The following is a 16518-nucleotide window of genomic DNA, read 5'->3' as shown; positions in this document are numbered from 1 at the left end:
CTGATTTACAGGGAAGTGTGAGGTGAGTGGAAAAAATTGTCTAATTGATAGCTTTAATCATGCGATAGGTGCGGTTTATCACGGGGACGTCCAATACATGCGATTCCTTAATAACACCAGAAAACGCCGGAATCACGACAGGTCAAAAGCAGTATTCGTGAAATGACGTATGTGGCTGGATGCAAATATTCACAAAAATGCCATATTCATTACAGTTTTTGAAATTGTAACCACTATCATATTTTTGAAAAAAAGTCAATTATTTCAATAGGATAATAAACTAAAAAAGTTTAGTTTTTAATTGTGTAAAAAGGGCGTTTACTTATTCTTTACATTGTATATATTACTGGATGTGTCAGTTAATTTCTGGGGATTTTATGAACAACAGGGTCATTTTAATCATTTTAACGCTTATGCTAGCCGGATGTTCCAGCGGAGGAATGTCTGTCGGTGGTAATTCAGATAAACTCAATCGGGAATACATCTCACAACATATAACTGTAGGTAAAACAACTAAATCAGATGTTCGCAGAGATTTTGGGACGCCCGCTTCCGGCCGAATCAGTATCAAGTCGGATGGTTCGGAAAGCTGGTACTACCCGGTTGACAGCGGCTATGACCTTTTAGGCGCCGCAGCATCTCTCATCCCAATATCCGGAGCATCTACTGCTGCAAATGTTGCCAGCAGCAATAATACAAAAGACACTAACTCTTTAATGATTTGGTTTGACAAAAATGGAATTGTAACTAACTGGATAAGATAAGTTACTGAGCGTTCGTAAAATAACGCTTATTATGGATGGAGAGGGTGACAACACATCTCCGTTTCAGGGATGACAAAGAGTTGATCTTTTTTTCTGTACATCATCGGGCCTGTCAGCTGCTTAATAAGTGGCGCAGGCTTACAGATTAGTAACAGTCTGGCTCCATAAAGTCAGATAAGCAATTAAGTATGAATACGTTCGCCACGCCAAAATTCATGATTTAAAAGATACAGAACTCTTCTGAAGACTCTTCAAAAAAATATCACAGTCTTAATTTCATAACGCACCTGTTTCTGCACTTTTTTGCAATATGATATTTTGAACAAATTTAACTTTCTGTCTCATTAATAAGAAAGGATCTGAATATGAAATCCATTTAATTTGTCATTTTATCTACAGTTTCCCTGCCTTTCTGTTCCCGGGCGAAAGGTCAGGCATGTGTGATTAAAGGTTCAGTTAATACCCCTTAAAGTTCGGTGAGGGTGAAAGATTGCATGCAGATCAATACCAGCGATCGTGTAGATGATTTTCGGTCAGGTTGCCATTGTCTGGTTTCCCTGTGGTGATTGCACTACCACAGGTGCCACCGATTGCAGCAGCAAAAACACCCCGAACGATATCATTAGAATCAACAATATATAAAACGCCAATAACAGCACCTGAGACCAGATTGGATGAAGTGCCCATATTTCGCAGGAACGATGTCAGTACATCAGTAAACATACCAATGATGGAGATCACGATCAGGCAACTGATAATGGATGCATTAAAGGGAACAATCGAATATGTCAGGACAATATCAATATATTTCCCCTCCCGACAGGCCTGATTTTCATCACCATTCTCGCGGACGACACCAATCCTGAAGGGACTCAGCCCATATGTCCGAAGGTTTACTGTATCAGAAAAGTGGCGTGGAAATCAGGGTGGGGGGATGACACTGATCGCGACGGTTTCACCGCTTCCATGAATTTTCGATACCAGACTAACCGCAAATATATTGTTCGGCTGATTGACAAGCTGATCTTTAAATGTAAACTGTACAGTACGGTTCACTTATGAGGTCAGTTAACATGATGTCAAAACTCTCGTTCGGTCTGTGCATCCTCGCGGCAACAGTGGTGTTGTCCGGATGCGTCTCACTCTTCTGAAACAGGAAAACAATGATGAAGCCACTCTTCATTTTTCTGATGACCACAGCGGCGTTTGCTTTGTCTGGCTGTCTCTCCATCGGTACACATATCTGATAACGCGCCTGCTGATGACCCGGTGCGGATAAGCGTTATCAGCCAGCCAGAAAAATTGTCTTTATGGAGGCGGTTTTAATTACAGGTTCAAAAAACTGTCTGAGCCTTTAATAGAAAAGCCGCTTTCTCGTCAACAAAATTTAATACCGACATGATAGCGGAATGCGCACGCCAGAATGGTGCGGATTTAAACAGGAAATAAATTTATTTTTAAGATTAATCTTGCCGAACTGCGGCAGAAAACCGGCCACTTATTTTTTTAATATGAGGTACTCCTTGTGAAACTTATTTTCAAAAGATCATTGCTTGCTCTGATTATGATGGTTGCAGGCGTGGCTACATCCTTTTCATGGTTTATCGACTGAAGCCGCAAAGTAGCCTGAATAATTCCCTTTACAACGAAGCAGGAGTCGTCGATCCTTGCTTTTCTTAGATGCTGGCAGGCCTTCTCTTATCCGGAGCGGTTCATAATATCTGTAAAATGATGGCATTGATGGAATAACACTAACAAAGCTTTGTATCTGAGCTATCCAGCCATTCGATGAGAAAGAACATGCAAAAACCTTCTTTTCATTTGCGCAGGCATGCGGCGGCTGGAGAAACCGGCAGATACACTTTGTGAGAAAACCTCCTGAGACATTGCTGAATGTAAAGATATCATGCATTAAATTTTTAATAACACCGCTGCAAGTAAATACTAACCTTGATGAATCAGTATTAGAGGAAAATATACGTGAGTATAAAATTGAGCGTTCCTGATGCGACATCTGATTTACACAGATGGCTTTCTTACATTGATAGCCTGCATTCCCAGGATATAGATATGAGCCTTACAAGAATTAAGACGGTGGCGAAGACGCTCGGTGTTTTAAAACCAGCCCCATTTATTTTCCTGGTCGGCGGCACTAACGGAAAAGGCACGACCTGCCATATGCTTGAAAAAACGTTACAGCTTTCTTACTACAAGGTCGGAGTTTTCAGTTCCCCGCATATGATTAATTATACTGAAACCGTTCGCATCAATGGCAATGAACTGGCCGATGCCGACCATATTGCTGCTTTCGATGCTATCAATCAGGCTCGTAAGGATACGACGCTTACACCCTTCGAATTTAATACATTGGGCGCATTCTGGTTGATGAAGCAGGCACAGGTGGATGTGGTCATTATTGAAGTCGGCATTGAAGTCGGCATGGGCGGGCGCGATGATGCGACTAATATTATTGAACCGGATGTTTCGGTTATCACTAACGTCGCTCTGGATCACGAAGACTGGCTGGGCAAAGACACCGAGGCAATTGGTGAAATTAAGGCTGGCATCTTCCGGACAGGCAAACCTGCGGTGGTTGGACAGGCCGTAGCCCCTGCTTCGTTGCTGGCTTATGCGCAGCAAACTGGTGCTATAACACATCAGCGTGAAGTTAACTGGTATATCAATGTTCAGGATAATCAGTGGACATTTAGTGACACCTCCGGTGAACTGGCCCAATTACCCGTACCGAAAATGCCACTGGAAAATGTGGCGACGGCGATTGCGGCGTTGCGCGTGAGTGGTTTGAATTTCACTTTTTCCGCGCTGGAAAAAGCGATTCTTCATGCCACTTTGCCTGGTCGTTTCCAGATACTGGGCAACAATCCCACAGTTATTTTGGACGTTGCGCATAATCCGCACGCTGCGGCTTATTTGGCTCAAAGGTTACGACAATTCCCAATCAAAGGTCAGTATCGCTTTGTTATCGGTATGCTTAAGAATAAAGATATCAAGAGTACCGTCGGGCATTTAAGCGGTTTATCTGATATTTGGTATTGCTGTGGTATTCAGGCTGGACCGAGAAGTACTGACCCTGAAGATGTGGCGCAATTTTTACCGCAGGCACAAAAATTCCCCGATGTTTTAGCAGGCTGGGAAGCCGCAAGGCGCGAAGCTAAAGCTGATGACGTGATTGTGGTTTGTGGTTCGTTTTTCTGCGTAGCACCGATATTAGACGGGCTGAAATCCTTTTATCAATAGCGATTTTACTGCCCCGAGCCTGTGCGTTTACTGATGGATCTCACCGTAATGGCATCAAATTCTGCTATCCGGGTGCGACTGGTGGTCTGTCTGCAACGGCATCACCGGCAGGCCACCGTTACCTTGCGGCGGGAGGTAATCAGTGAATTCGGGGTGACGCCAAATGCTTTGCGAAAGGCATGGCTGAAGTGCGAAAAATCAGAAAAACCATAGTCCAGCGCAACCTGAGAAACGCTGGCTGCCTTGCCATCAGCCAGCGCATCCCGGCTGGCTGTCAGTCGCTCCTGCCAGATAACCGCCGCCGGAGTCAACTGATGGCGGGCAAAGGTGCGGGTGACAGTGCGCACGGAGACATAATGGGCGAGGGCGATATTTTCCACATTCAGCTGCGGATTGCTGAGATTGCGACTGATGTAATTGCGCATTCTGGCATAGAGATCGGCGCTGCCCGGCTGTCCATCCGCGCTCTGCATCTCCAGGCTGAGGATCAGCAGATCCAACAACGTTTGCGAATAGCGTCTCGCCAGGTCTGGTTGAGCGATCATCAACGGTGACTGGACAGCCTGGCCAATCATCTGGCGCAGCGGGATGACGCCCGGCCTGGCATCATCCAGTACCGTGGCGGTTAAGGTTTCCGCACCGGATACTTTGCCAGCCAGCAGATGTCTGGGGATGCGGATCAGATGGTTATTTCTGCCGCCGATACTGAAGCGAAAGGTCTGTGCGGCATCGTAAAGCACCAGATTTGTGGCGGCGAGGCAGGCTTTGCGTCCTCCCTGTTCTAACTCTCCGAAGCCATCCTGAATGTAACCCAACCAGAGATCATCTTCCGGCCCCATTCGTAAATGCTGCGCTTTTCGCTCCCAGTGATGCAGGGTTGAGCTGAGCGAACAGATATCCACCAGTCCCACTTCCCGCACCGCCAGTTCCCCTTCGAAATGCCCCTGAGCAGGCGGTTTACCGTCAGACGGAATACAGTGCCGCAGCACCACGTCATTCCAGTATTCGAAGCGGTGAGGGAGGGAGATGTTTGCAGTGGAGTAACAAATATCACGGGAAGCGGAATCAGAATTCACGGCGTCACCTCACAGTCATACTGCCTGTCGGAAAGGGTTGTTTCAGACTGAAAGCAATATTTACGCCAGACTCGCCATGCGTCCGGATCCGGGCACTAAGGGCGATTTTTTTCACCGGTAACGATAAATCATGCACTGTTGGCGGGCATCGATGCACCGCGTCATCACCTGCGCGCTTTATTCTCTGCCGCCTGCGGCGACTGTCCTTGCCAGCCAGGCGGTTGTCCGGCTGGGCCAGGCATCCTGCGGGATTCTCCTTAGTATCACTGGTGTATTCACTTATCGCCGCGATGGCACACCAGGGAGTTTCTATGGAATCAGCAATTGATAAACATCTGCAATGTCCCCGTACGCTTTCCCGTCGGGTGCACGACGACTACCAGCCGCCCTTTCCGATGTTTGCAGGGCGTGCCGGTGAAGATCTGACCCAGGTGGTGATGGCCTGTATGGGTGTTCAGTTTCGCGAGGCCGATCGTGCAAAAGCGCTGGCGGGGATGCAACACATTGTTGCCTCTTTCCGCATCGGGGAGGGGCCCGGCCACTACGATATGACCTTTCATACTGATAATCAGGGCTACGGGAATTTTATCGTGATGGGCTACTGGCGCGATCCGGCCGCCTGGTGCCGCTGGGTGCGTCAGCCGGAAATTGACCGCTGGTGGTCTGCTGAGCAGCGGCTGTCCGACGGCATCGGCTGGTTCCGCGAAATCATTGCTCCCAGGGCCGATCAGTTAGAGACGCTGTATGCCTTCCAGAAGGATCTGCCCGGCGTCGGGACGGTGATGGACAGTATCAGTGGTGAAATCCAGGAGCACGGTTACTGGGGATCGGTTCGCGATCGCATTCCGGCCTCACAACATGACTGGCTTCAGCCTGACGGTGAGTTACGCATTATCTCCGGCGATCCGGCGGCAGGCGGTAGGGTGGTGGTGCAGGGCCATGACAATATCACCCTGATCCGTTCCGGACAGGACTGGGCAGAGGCCGACGAGCAGGAACGCGCACTCTATTTCAGCGAAATGCTGCCGCCGTTGCAGGCGGGTATGGATTTTCTGCGCGATGAGGGGCAGGCGCTGGGTTGTTACAGCAACCGCTTTGTGCGCAACGTCGATATTGACGGCAATCTGCTGGATATCGCTTACGATCTGGGCTTCTGGCGTTCGCTGGACAGACTTGAGCGCTGGGCTGAATCACACCCCACGCATCTGCGCATTTTTACCACCTTCTTTCGGGTGGTGACCGGGCTGCAAAAGCTGCGGCTCTACCATGAGGTATCCGTCTCGGATGCCCGATTCCAGACCTTCGAATACATCAACTGCCATCCCACCACCGGGATGATGCGCGACGCGGTTCGTTAATTTTTCCATTCTTATCTTTTGGGGTCCGCCATGATGCAAGGATTACGTTTTTTCCTGCCTGCCATGTTGCTGTGTAGCGTGTCCGTCCGGGCGGTAGAAGTTGCGCCAGGGGACTACAGCCAGTTTCCGGATGGTACCACCGTTGGCCTGCTTTACTATCAACACGCCTCAACCGGCTCTGCCTGGGCTGAGGGTAAAAAAGTCGGCACGGATTACCGGATCAACTCGGATATCGGCATGTTGCGTCTGCTGCATACCGTGCAGATAAACGATACCGCCACACTCGACCCGCAGTTCCTGCTGCCCTTTGGTCATCTCGCCAGTGGTGGCAACGCCGACGCGCTCGGATCGGCCAGCGGCACCGGGGACCTGATCCTCACCGTACCGTTAAAAATACGGCTCAACGCCAGCGGCGATCTGTTTGGGTTTGCGCCTTATCTCTCTCTTCCCACCGGTAGCTATGACCACAACCAGGCGCTGAATCTCGGTGAGAACCGCTGGAAGGTTGACCTGCAAGCCGCCTGGGTGAAATCGCTCAGTGAGAAGTGGGCGCTGGAGATGGTCGGTGACGCCATCTGGTACGGCGACAATAACGATTATGGTCCCGGCTCGGGCCGCCTTCAGCAGGACAATGCCTGGACCGCGCAGCTGATGGGCCGCTATATGCCGGATCCGACCCTGTCGCTGGGCGCGGGAGTCGGACAGAGCTGGGGAGGCAGTAGCACGCTGGATAGCAACCGGCAGAGCGGGGATGTCCGCACCAGCAATGTCCGACTTACCGCCACCAAATTTGTCACCCCTCGCGACCAGGTGCAGATCCAGCTGGGCCGCGACTTGCGGGTGGAAAACGGCGCAGCAGAGGATTTCCGACTCAATCTTCGTTACGCCAGGGTGTTCTGATGCTGTCCTGGCAGGCCAGGTAGTTGTCCGGCTCAGCCAGGCAGCCGCGCCGTCGGCAGGTTATTTTCACTCCATGAACCACGTCGTTTTTCTGTAAGGAACCGTTATGGCTATTGAACGTCCCGATATTGCTCAGTTACAGCAGCTTGCCCGTCAGCTCCATCTGCATATCTCAGAAAGCGAGGCGGCGGAATATCTCGCGCTGATGCAGCCCAATTTCGATGCCTATGACCTTGTCGATCAGGCAGAGGATGAGATCCCGCCCGTGCACTGGCAACGTGGTCCGGGCAGGCGGCCAGACGGCGAAGAAAACCGCCTGAATGCCTGGTATTACAAAACAGAAGTGACGGGTGCCGCCACAGGCAAGCTGGCGGGAAAAACCGTCGCGCTGAAGGACAACATCGCGCTGGCCGGTGTCCCCATGATGAACGGGGCCAGCTCGCTGGAAGGGCATATTCCCGCCTTTGATGCCACGGTGGTCACCCGCCTGCTGGATGCCGGAGCAACCATCAGCGGCAAAGCCACCTGCGAACATTTCTGTCTCTCTGGCGGTAGCCATACTTCCGATCCGGCACCGGTACATAATCCGTGGCGACAGGGTTACAGCGCCGGCGGTTCATCATCCGGCAGTGCGGCACTGGTGGCGGCGGGCGAGGTGGATCTGGCGGTGGGCTGCGATCAGGGGGGATCCATCCGCATTCCCTCTGCTTTCTGCGGCACTTATGGCATGAAACCCACCCACGGACTGGTGCCCTATACCGGTATCATGCCGATTGAGGCCACGCTTGATCACGCCGGGCCGATCACGGCGAACGTCAGGGATAACGCCCTGATGCTGGAAGTGATGGCCGGAGAAGATGGCCTTGATCCGCGCCAGTATGGCGGTCACCGCGGTAGCTACAGCGATGCGCTGGAGAAAGGCGTCAGCGGACTGAAAATTGGCGTGGTGACCGAAGGGTTTGCCTTACCGGCACTGACCGATGGCGTGGCAGAAAAAGTGCGTCAGGCCATTGCCCGGCTGGAAAGCCTCGGCGCTGTCAGCCGCGAAGTTTCAGTGCCGGGTCATCAGCTGGCTGCGGCCCTCTGGTCGCCGATCGGCTGCGAAGGGCTGACCATGCAGATGATGCACGGCAACGGCATGGGGTTTAACTGGGAAGGGCTGTATGACCTTGATTTGTTGGATCGCCACGCGGGCTGGCGTCAGAGTGCAGACAGTCTTTCTGCTTCGCTGAAAATCTGCATGTTAATCGGCCAGTTCGGTCTGAGTCACTACAACGGACGCTATTATGCCAAAGCGCAGAATATCGCGCGCCGTGCCCGCGCCGACTACGACCGCGCGCTGGGCGATTTCGATCTGCTGGTGATGCCGACCGTGCCCTTCACCGCCCGCAAGCTGCCGGAACCCGGCTGCTCATTAACCGAAACCATCTCCTGCGCCTTCGGCTTGATTGGCAATACGGCGGCGCTCGACGTGACCGGACACCCGGCGATGTCGGTTCCCTGTGGTCTGGTCGAGGGTCTGCCGGTGGGCATGATGCTGATTGGCCGTCACTACGACGAAAGCACTCTCTATCAGGCTGCTGCCGCCTTCGAAGCCAGTGGTGACTGGAAGCTGATGTAACAGCCGTCAGGCATATCACAACCTTAACGGAGAACCCCATGTCACAAGACCACGACCATGAGCATACCGAACCACCTGAAGAAATCGCGCTGCGCGTCAAGGCGCTGGAGTCTCTGCTGACGGAAAAGGGCCTGGTGGATCCGGCGGCGCTGGATGAGTTAATCGATACCTACGAACACCGCATTGGTCCACGTAATGGTGCCAGGGTGGTGGCAAAAGCCTGGTCTGATCCGCAGTACAAAGCGCGTCTGCTGGCCGATGGCACCCGTGCCATTGCTGAGCTGGGATTTTCCGGCGTGCAGGGGGAAGACATGATGGTGGTGGAAAACACCGCGCAGGTCCACAACGTCACCGTCTGTACGCTGTGCTCCTGCTATCCGTGGCCGACGCTGGGGCTGCCGCCAGCCTGGTACAAATCTGCACCCTACCGCTCACGGATTGTTATTGAGCCACGCAGCGTGCTGGCTGAATTTGGCCTGAACATCAGCGAAGAGACGGAAATCCGCGTGTGGGACAGCAGCGCAGAGCTGCGTTATCTGGTCCTGCCGCAAAGACCGGCAGCCACTGAAGGCTGGAGTGAGGATCAACTGGCGGAGCTGGTCACCCGTGATGCGATGATCGGCACCGGCGTGCCGCGTCAGCCTGCGGGTGAGCCGCAATAACGTCTTTTTGACGCAATTCTGGAGGTTCTGATGAACGGGATACACGATCTGGGCGGTATGCACGGCATGGGGCCGGTGATAACGGAAGAAAACGAGCCGCCTTTTCATTACGAGTGGGAATGGCGCGCCTTTTCGCTGTTTGCCTCGCTGTATGTTGGCGGCCATTTCAATGTGGATATGTTTCGCCACGCCATTGAGCGCATGGACCCGGCACACTACCTGGAAGAAAGTTACTACCAGCACTGGATGCATGCCTTTGAAACCCTGCTGCTTGAACGCGGAGTGATCACCGCCGGGGAGCTGTCCGGGGCGGTAAAAGCGCAGCCTGCTCCGGCAGAAACGCCGGTGCTGAAACAGGAGATGGTTCAGGCGGTGGTCACCACCGGCGCATCCGCCCGTGTTGATGCGCAGGTAGCCGGGCGTTTTCAGGCTGGCGACCGGGTCAGGGCAAAAAACATCAATCCCTGCGGGCATACCCGTCTGCCGCGCTATATTCGTGGCAAAACCGGCACCGTTGAGCTTGATCACGGGGTGTTTATTACCCCGGACACGGTGGCGCATGGCAAAGGCGATCATCCGCAGCATGTTTACAGCGTCAGCTTCAGCGCCCGTGAACTGTGGGGCGATAACGCGCCGCCAAAAGACACCGTACGTATCGATCTGTGGGACGACTATCTGGAGGCACCATGAACAGAGAGACTGAGACACCTTATGCCAGCCCCGAACAAGAGGGCGCGCCTTTTGAGCATCCCTGGCAGGCCCAGATATTTTCGCTGATCGTTCATCTGCATCGTGCCGGACACTTCAGCTGGAAGAGCTGGGTGGCGATGTTCAGCGAAGAGATCACCACAGCCCCGCTGTTGGCGGGGGAAAGTGTTAACGATGCTTATTACCGGCAGTGGGCAGCGGCAGCGGAGAAGATGCTGCTGAAACTGCAACTGACCGGGCAGGATGAGATCGTCCGACGCACGGAGCAGTGGCGACAGGCTTACCTGCATACCCCACATGGTATGCCGGTGATGCTGAGCAGTGCAGAGTGCGCACCTGAACACGCCCATCACCATCCGACGCTACGCCAGCCGGTGGCTGTCAGTCCGGCCTTAGTCAGCCGCAGCGCCTGAGATGTCACTTTCTGCTTACAGAGGAAAAAAAATGGAACGTACCGCCAGTGAAATTGTTTTACAACCCGCACCGATCCCCGTAACTGCCGTGTTGCCCTGGGCGACCTTTATTGTGCTGATGGTGTTGCTGTCAGTCTATTTTATTGGCGCAGAGCAGGGCGCAACCGCGCTGTTTTCCGGCAATCAGGTGCATGAGTATTTCCATGATGCCCGGCATCTGCTGGGATTTCCCTGCCACTGAGGATCACACCATGACCGGAAAACTTCTGTTACAGGGAATGCTGGCCGGGCTGCTGGCCGGCGTGATCGCCTTTGGCTTCGCCCGTCTCTTTGGCGAGCCGCAGGTTGAGCAGGCGATTGCCTTTGAAACCCTTGCGGCCAGCCATCATGCCAGCGAAGCTGTGGGCCATCATCATGACGATGAGCCTGAAGGTGAGGTGTTCAGCCGCCAGACTCAGGCTGGGGTTGGTCTGCTGAGCGGGATGATGCTGTTCAGCGCGGCGATGGGCGGGGCACTGGCCCTGGTCTGGACGCTGTGCTGGCAGCGCACCGGCCCTGCGGGTGTCGGATCGCTGGCCCTGCTGCTGGCGTTGGGCGGCTTTCTGATTATGAGTCTGCTGCCCGGACTGAAGTATCCGCCCAATCCCCCTGCGGTTGGCGATCCGGCCACCATCGGCTATCGCACCACGCTTTATTTCAGCATGTTGTTGATCTGCGCGGGGATAGTGGTCAGCGCCGTCTGGAGTGCTCATCAGCTGACAGCGCGTTTCGGCAGCGGGTATGCGGTGTTATGGGCAAGCCTGGCGGCACTGGTGGTGCTGACCGTCGTTTATGCCGGGATGCCTGCGGTAAATGAAATTCCCACCGGATTCTCTGCGGATGTGCTGTGGCGTTTTCGCCTGAGTGCCTTTGGTACGCAGCTGGTGATGTGGTGTGCCACCGGGCTGTTATTTGGCGCATTTGCCGAACGCACCCTGCAAGGCACGACCGCTCAGCGTCTGGTAAAAGGTTAGCCGTGGCAGGCGTGCTGCAACTGATTTGCCAGGGGGAGAGCCTGGCAAACCGCAGTTCACGTTTCCCGAACGACGACCCCCTCAGCGGGAAATCACTGCGGCAGGCCGGGCAGCTCGGGCAATTGATCGCACCCGGCAGGCAGGTGTGGGCCGCGCCGGAACTGGCCTGTCGGCAGACTGCGCAGGCGCTGGGCTGGGCTGCCGCAGCGGTTCCGGCGCTGGCGGAACCGGCTTACGGATCATGGGCGGGTTTGCCGCTTAAAGAGGTAATTACCGATCATCAGCAGGCATTTTATCTCTGGCGGATGGGGGAAGCGCCGCCGGGTGGGGAGAGCCTGCTGCAACTTTCTGAGCGTACCGGCAGGTGGTTGCTGATGCAGACGGCAGAGCGGGGAATGCAATCTGCCGTGGTTTCCCCTGCGGTGATCCGGGCGATGATTATCCATCTGCTGGCAGCGCCTGCCGGTTCTTTCTCACTGATTGATCTTCTGCCACTGAGCGTCACCACGTTGCGCAGTGACGGCAAACGCTGGCATCTGTGCAGCCTGGGCAGTCAGCCGCACAGCCTGGACGACGGATCCTCAGCGTGATTTTTTATCTGCTCTGGCCGCAGCAATCAGGCCATCCAGCCACGCCTGATGGCCGTTGATCATCGGATTGGGCCGTGTACTGGCCAGCTCCTGCGCTGGTTTGCCGTTTTGCGTTTCCTGAGTCAGGATCCGCACCCGGTTACCGGGTAAATCTTCCAGCAGCCAGGCGTGGTGTACGTCGAGACGGCTGTCGCCTTCACCAGACCAGCCATGCCAGGCGATACGCGCCGTTTCACCCTCAACAGGCGCAACATACTCAGTGACTTCGGCGTCGACCGGAAAACCAAAAGTGGTGAAGTAAAAACGGACTTTTTCCGCCAGCTGTGGGCCTTTCTGCTGGTAAAAGCGGATATCAGCCGCGTTTTTGTAGTAGTCAGGCCAGAGAGCAGGCGTGACAAGGAATGGCCAGACATCTTTTGTTGACAGCCCGGCGACAATTACCTCGTTAGAGGCAAAATTATCAGAAAAACCAGGCAGATAGCCCTCAGGCCAGATAATCGCGTTCATAATATTTCCTCTGTTCAGTCAGCGTGCTGGCGTGGTATCACGCCGTCTGAGGCAAGTTTGTGCGGAATTAAGAAATAAGACCAATCACGCTTTTTGATTTTTGTTATCATAAAATTTGATAACTGAATGACAGGAAGTGCTGGCATGAAACATGACATCAGGACGATGGACCTTAACTTACTGAAAGCGCTGGACGCGTTGCTGGATGAGCGAAGCGTGACACGCGCGGCTGAACGCCTTGCGCTGACCCAGCCTGCGGTTAGCGGCATGTTGACACGACTGCGTGACTGCTTCAGCGATCCGCTGTTCAGCCGGACCCAGCGTGGCATTGTCCCCACGCCCAGAGCGCTGGAACTGGCCGCGCCGGTGAAGCAAATTCTCAGCGACATGGATGCGCTGCTTCAACCCAGCGTGTTTGAACCTGAAAATGCCAGCATGACGCTGACCATTGCCGCAACGGATTATGCGCTGAAAGCGGTGGTGGTTCCCTTTATCGCCCGGCTGCGTCCGCTGGCTCCGGGGGTGATAGTGTCGGTGGTGGCGGTGGATTACAGCCAGCTGACAGGGCAACTGGAGCGCGGCGATGTTGATGTCGCGTTGATCACGCCGGATACCACCCCCGAAGGTCTGCACGCTCGTAACCTGTTTGATGAAGAATATCTGTGCGTTATGCGTCACGATCACCCGGATGCAGCCGGCGTGCTGACGCTGGACCGCTTCTGTGAACTTGACCAGGTGCTGGTTTCCTACACCGGCGATAAGTTCAGCGGCGCGACCGATCGGGCGCTGGCGTTGCTGGGCCGCCACAGGCGGGTGGTGATGGCGGTTAACAGCTTCCTGATGTTGCCGGAAATCCTCGCCGTCAGCGACCTGATAGCCGTTGCGCCTGCACGACTGATGGTGGCAACGCCGGGAATGGTTTGCAAGACGCCGCCGCTCACCATCGAGGGATTCAGTAAAACGCTGGTGTGGCACCAGCGTACCCACCATAACGCGGCGCATCGCTGGCTGCGCGCGCTGTTTTAGCCGGGCATCCGGGCATTGCTGGTATAGAAACGGCCGGTGCCGTGGCGTCGCTTCGTCTCAGTTGATCTTCAACGTGATTGCGGTTCACGCATAACCTAAACCGCCCCTCACACAATGGCATAAACCCGTAGCGATGGTGTGGGAATATCTTATAATCCCCAGCCCCCTGGATCAACGGACAGACTATGATGGGCGATCTGAGTTATCTGAATAAAAGTATTAAAGAACGAATCTTTCATGCGGTGCTGTTTGAAGTGCTGGCGAATCTGCTGATCATCCTGATGATGTGCCTGACATTGTCGGTGACAGCCACAGAGTCAGCGGTGCTGGCGACGATTTCTGCACTGACGGCAATGCTGTGGAATATTGTTTATAACCGCCTGTTTGACGCCATACAGTACCGGCTGGCTTTTACAAGAACGGTATTGGTTCGTGTCATTCACGCGGTGATTTTTGAAGCCGGTCTGGTGGCGATTTTGTTGCCTGTAGCCGCGTGGTGGCTTTCGATTTCACTGATACAGGCTTTTTTCCTTGAACTGGCGCTGGTGCTGTTTTTTCTGCCCTATGCTCTGATTTTTAACTGGTGCTACGATGCACTGCGTGCCTGTATTGTCCGGCGACGGGCTGGTGTTGTTTTAAATTGACCTGATGTAAGGCTTTTGGCAACGAGGAGAGATGTCCGCACGTGACTGCACATCAGGGGTTGCTGAAATCGTGCCGTCACTTTACACTCAGCCCATCGGCAACTGAATTATACAACTCAGTTGCAACCATGCTCCAACCGTCTAAGAAATATCCCATGATGACTCTGACTTTCTCTGATGTTCGTCAGAAATTTGCCAGCGTACTGGACAGCGCGATCCATCAGCCGGTTACCGTTCAGCGCCGGATATGGTGGTAATTACTGCCGAGCAATTTGCCGAGTTACAACAGGCAAAATTTGAGGCTTCGCTGTCGCATGTCATGAGCCAGCCGAAAAATAAGGCGTTGTTCAACGTACTTGCTGATAAGTGATCTTCTTCTTAACGGTTAAGCAGGTTATCGCCATTCACGACATGCAGATAGCGGCCTTGGGTGGTCTCGCCGGATACAGGGATATTGGTCTGGTGGAAGGGATGGTCGCTCGCCTTGAAAACCTTCATGTTTATAACAATGAGCGAGATCTCTTTGTGTTGGCGGCGGCGCTGTTACTGTCAATCGTCCGGGTTGATGGTTTTAACGATGCCAATAAAAGAACGTCTGTTGCTTCAGCTATGGTGTTTCTTGACATGAATGGCGTGGCTTTTACGCCATCCGACGATCTGGCTAATTATATTGTTGCTGCTGCTCACGGGCTGCATGATGTCCAGGATGTCGCAGCAACGCTGAAAACGCTGTGCACTTAGAACCCGACCCTCAGAGTCGGGTTTTTTATCTTCAAATACAGTGCTGATGCGGTCATTAACGGCAATTCTGTGCCAACCTCTTAAGTCTGGTAGCCGAACAGACTGCGGCTATTAACCCAAAGATAAGAACAATAAATGGACATCAAGCAACTGATTTATCTGTGTAATCTGGAGAAGGAACGGCATTTTGGCCGCGCTGCTGAGGCCAGTTTTGTCAGTCAGCCGACGCTCTCACTGCGACTGAAAAACCTGGAACGTGAGCTGGGCCTGCCGTTGATCCATCGCAGCAATAACTTCGACGGATTCACTCCTGAAGGTGAAAGAGTGCTGAGCTGGGCGCGTGAAATTGTTTCGGTCTATCAGGGACTGAAACTGGAAGTCGAATCGCTGAAAGATGGCGTGGCCGGTACGCTGAGAATTGGCGTGGTGCCGCAGTGCAGCATCTCATTGCCTGTGTTACTGAAGGGCGTCAGCGATCGTTATCCGCAGCTTGACTATCGGGTTGCCGTGCTCAGTGCCGACCAACTGCTGGATGCGCTGAATAATCACACGGTGGATGCCGGGATCGGTTTTTTTGAGCCTTCGACGCTGCGGGAGTTGCATTTGCAGATGGAACCCTTACCGGACAAGGGTGCGGAAGTGGTGTTTCATCCCCGGTTTTTTCCGCAACTGGTGGGTGAAGGAAGTCTGGCGCTCAGTGCACTGCATCACCTTCCGCTCTGTCTGTCTGAGCAGACACGCTATTTCCGACGTTATCTGGATAATCACTTTCTTGATGCAGCGATCACGCCAAGAGTCATTGTGGAAACCTCTTCGGTGTTTCAGCTCTCTCAGGCGGCGCTGGTTGGCTTAGGTTGCCTGATTTCTCCTCGTGGACATCTGCCAGATGAGATGATGTCCACACTGCAATCGCGTCTTCTTGCCATTGCGCCGATGTCACGACAGGCGGCGGTGGTTGTCGCTGCGCCGGGGCGGGCGACGCCGCTGGCACAGCATTTTTTCGATTGGATCAGGCAGTGGCTGGCGGAGCAATAAAATGAGCCTGCGGCCGCTGAATGTAAAGCCACCTTTTAAATAACCTTTTTAAGGTATTTGCTATTTTTTTATTATAAAATTACCTTTTTCATTGTGAATAATTAAATTTATTATCGTGTGATGGAACATATTTTTGTTATCTTCTTATCAGAATAAAGGGGGTTATCGATATTCCTGAAAGAAGATTTTTTATATTGTCTGA

General features: G+C 53.4%; 18 protein-coding genes and 1 pseudogene. 16 read left to right on the top strand and 3 right to left on the bottom strand.

The window, feature by feature from the left end; all coding sequences use genetic code 11:
- Window positions 1–377: 377 nt before the first annotated feature.
- The gene (locus tag AC3RPL_RS09285) at window positions 378–764 is read left to right on the top strand and encodes a hypothetical protein (RefSeq protein ID WP_490739776.1); all 387 of its coding nucleotides are present in this window, start codon (window positions 378–380) and stop codon (window positions 762–764) included.
- A gap of 627 nt (window positions 765–1391) precedes the next feature.
- Here the strand turns inward: AC3RPL_RS09285 and AC3RPL_RS09280 are convergent.
- Window positions 1392–1544 (bottom strand): annotated as a pseudogene (locus AC3RPL_RS09280) (PTS fructose transporter subunit IIC); the annotation flags it as partial.
- 1200 nt (window positions 1545–2744) lie between these two features.
- On the opposite strand from AC3RPL_RS09280, the gene folC reads away from it, so the two are divergent.
- A complete protein-coding gene (gene folC, locus AC3RPL_RS09275) occupies window positions 2745–4022 on the top strand; it encodes a bifunctional tetrahydrofolate synthase/dihydrofolate synthase (protein ID WP_490739775.1) in 1278 nt (425 codons plus the stop codon).
- Between the two features lie 101 nt (window positions 4023–4123).
- Here folC and AC3RPL_RS09270 read toward each other — a convergent pair whose 3' ends face one another.
- A complete protein-coding gene (locus AC3RPL_RS09270; protein ID WP_490739774.1) occupies window positions 4124–5098 on the bottom strand; it encodes a helix-turn-helix domain-containing protein in 975 nt (324 codons plus the stop codon).
- Window positions 5099–5409: 311 nt separating this feature from the next.
- Here AC3RPL_RS09270 and oxdA point away from each other — a divergent pair, with 311 nt between their 5' ends.
- The 9 genes from oxdA to AC3RPL_RS09225 all read left to right on the top strand — a co-directional run bounded on the left by oxdA (window position 5410) and on the right by AC3RPL_RS09225 (window position 12363).
- A complete protein-coding gene (oxdA, locus tag AC3RPL_RS09265) occupies window positions 5410–6456 on the top strand; it encodes an aliphatic aldoxime dehydratase (RefSeq protein WP_490739773.1) in 1047 nt (348 codons plus the stop codon).
- Between the two features lie 30 nt (window positions 6457–6486).
- Complete coding sequence (locus AC3RPL_RS09260; protein ID WP_490739772.1) at window positions 6487–7356, top strand: transporter; 870 nt, start codon at window positions 6487–6489, stop codon at window positions 7354–7356.
- A 106-nt stretch (window positions 7357–7462) separates the two neighbouring features.
- Window positions 7463–8977, top strand: a complete 1515-nt coding sequence (locus tag AC3RPL_RS09255; protein WP_490739771.1) for an amidase — start codon at window positions 7463–7465, stop codon at window positions 8975–8977.
- 38 nt (window positions 8978–9015) lie between these two features.
- A complete protein-coding gene (gene nthA / locus AC3RPL_RS09250) occupies window positions 9016–9639 on the top strand; it encodes a nitrile hydratase subunit alpha (protein WP_490739770.1) in 624 nt (207 codons plus the stop codon).
- A 30-nt stretch (window positions 9640–9669) separates the two neighbouring features.
- The gene (gene nthB / locus AC3RPL_RS09245; RefSeq protein ID WP_490739769.1) at window positions 9670–10329 is read left to right on the top strand and encodes a nitrile hydratase subunit beta; all 660 of its coding nucleotides are present in this window, start codon (window positions 9670–9672) and stop codon (window positions 10327–10329) included.
- Entirely contained in the window at window positions 10326–10760 is a 435-nt protein-coding gene (locus AC3RPL_RS09240) for a nitrile hydratase accessory protein (protein ID WP_490739768.1), read from the top strand. Before nthB ends, AC3RPL_RS09240 begins: the two co-directional genes overlap by 4 nt.
- A 31-nt stretch (window positions 10761–10791) precedes the next feature.
- Window positions 10792–11001, top strand: a complete 210-nt coding sequence (locus AC3RPL_RS09235) for a CbtB domain-containing protein (protein WP_490739767.1) — start codon at window positions 10792–10794, stop codon at window positions 10999–11001.
- A 10-nt stretch (window positions 11002–11011) separates the two neighbouring features.
- A complete protein-coding gene (locus AC3RPL_RS09230) occupies window positions 11012–11773 on the top strand; it encodes a CbtA family protein (protein ID WP_490739766.1) in 762 nt (253 codons plus the stop codon).
- A gap of 2 nt (window positions 11774–11775) precedes the next feature.
- Window positions 11776–12363 (top strand): histidine phosphatase family protein, encoded by a 588-nt coding sequence (locus tag AC3RPL_RS09225; protein ID WP_490739765.1) that lies wholly within the window; start codon window positions 11776–11778, stop codon window positions 12361–12363.
- Here AC3RPL_RS09225 and AC3RPL_RS09220 read toward each other — a convergent pair.
- Window positions 12355–12870: an SRPBCC family protein gene (locus tag AC3RPL_RS09220; RefSeq protein WP_490739764.1), complete on the bottom strand. Its 516-nt coding sequence runs from the start codon at window positions 12868–12870 to the stop codon at window positions 12355–12357. The two genes, AC3RPL_RS09225 and AC3RPL_RS09220, sit on opposite strands and share 9 nt — an antisense overlap.
- A 144-nt stretch (window positions 12871–13014) precedes the next feature.
- Here AC3RPL_RS09220 and AC3RPL_RS09215 point away from each other — a divergent pair, with 144 nt between their 5' ends.
- From AC3RPL_RS09215 to AC3RPL_RS09195, 5 genes are all read left to right on the top strand, one after another.
- Window positions 13015–13896 (top strand): LysR family transcriptional regulator, encoded by an 882-nt coding sequence (locus tag AC3RPL_RS09215; RefSeq protein WP_490739763.1) that lies wholly within the window; start codon window positions 13015–13017, stop codon window positions 13894–13896.
- A 185-nt stretch (window positions 13897–14081) separates the two neighbouring features.
- Complete coding sequence (locus tag AC3RPL_RS09210) at window positions 14082–14540, top strand: PACE efflux transporter (RefSeq protein ID WP_490739762.1); 459 nt, start codon at window positions 14082–14084, stop codon at window positions 14538–14540.
- A gap of 247 nt (window positions 14541–14787) precedes the next feature.
- A complete protein-coding gene (locus AC3RPL_RS09205; RefSeq protein ID WP_490739761.1) occupies window positions 14788–14910 on the top strand; it encodes a hypothetical protein in 123 nt (40 codons plus the stop codon).
- Complete coding sequence (locus AC3RPL_RS09200; RefSeq protein WP_490739760.1) at window positions 14907–15281, top strand: type II toxin-antitoxin system death-on-curing family toxin; 375 nt, start codon at window positions 14907–14909, stop codon at window positions 15279–15281. Before AC3RPL_RS09205 ends, AC3RPL_RS09200 begins: the two co-directional genes overlap by 4 nt.
- Before the next feature lie 135 nt (window positions 15282–15416).
- A complete protein-coding gene (locus tag AC3RPL_RS09195) occupies window positions 15417–16316 on the top strand; it encodes a LysR family transcriptional regulator (RefSeq protein ID WP_490739759.1) in 900 nt (299 codons plus the stop codon).
- Window positions 16317–16518 lie beyond the last annotated feature (202 nt).

The sequence above is a fragment of the Erwinia papayae genome (assembly GCF_058241465.1).
The sequence above is the reverse complement of the archived record's forward strand: the minus strand, read 5'-3'. Positions and strand labels throughout refer to the sequence as shown.

Excerpts from the sequence above, each read along its gene's own strand:
- AC3RPL_RS09285 (WP_490739776.1), top strand. The coding sequence starts at position 378 with ATGAACAACAGGGTCATTTTAATCATTTTAACGCTTATGCTAGCCGGA.
- oxdA (WP_490739773.1), top strand. The coding sequence starts at position 5,410 with ATGGAATCAGCAATTGATAAACATCTGCAATGTCCCCGTACGCTTTCC.
- AC3RPL_RS09260 (WP_490739772.1), top strand. The coding sequence starts at position 6,487 with ATGATGCAAGGATTACGTTTTTTCCTGCCTGCCATGTTGCTGTGTAGC.
- AC3RPL_RS09255 (WP_490739771.1), top strand. The coding sequence starts at position 7,463 with ATGGCTATTGAACGTCCCGATATTGCTCAGTTACAGCAGCTTGCCCGT.
- nthA (WP_490739770.1), top strand. The coding sequence starts at position 9,016 with ATGTCACAAGACCACGACCATGAGCATACCGAACCACCTGAAGAAATC.
- nthB (WP_490739769.1), top strand. The coding sequence starts at position 9,670 with ATGAACGGGATACACGATCTGGGCGGTATGCACGGCATGGGGCCGGTG.
- AC3RPL_RS09240 (WP_490739768.1), top strand. The coding sequence starts at position 10,326 with ATGAACAGAGAGACTGAGACACCTTATGCCAGCCCCGAACAAGAGGGC.
- AC3RPL_RS09235 (WP_490739767.1), top strand. The coding sequence starts at position 10,792 with ATGGAACGTACCGCCAGTGAAATTGTTTTACAACCCGCACCGATCCCC.
- AC3RPL_RS09230 (WP_490739766.1), top strand. The coding sequence starts at position 11,012 with ATGACCGGAAAACTTCTGTTACAGGGAATGCTGGCCGGGCTGCTGGCC.
- AC3RPL_RS09220 (WP_490739764.1), bottom strand. The coding sequence starts at position 12,870 with ATGAACGCGATTATCTGGCCTGAGGGCTATCTGCCTGGTTTTTCTGAT.
- AC3RPL_RS09215 (WP_490739763.1), top strand. The coding sequence starts at position 13,015 with ATGAAACATGACATCAGGACGATGGACCTTAACTTACTGAAAGCGCTG.
- AC3RPL_RS09210 (WP_490739762.1), top strand. The coding sequence starts at position 14,082 with ATGATGGGCGATCTGAGTTATCTGAATAAAAGTATTAAAGAACGAATC.
- AC3RPL_RS09205 (WP_490739761.1), top strand. The coding sequence starts at position 14,788 with ATGGTGGTAATTACTGCCGAGCAATTTGCCGAGTTACAACAGGCAAAA.
- AC3RPL_RS09195 (WP_490739759.1), top strand. The coding sequence starts at position 15,417 with ATGGACATCAAGCAACTGATTTATCTGTGTAATCTGGAGAAGGAACGG.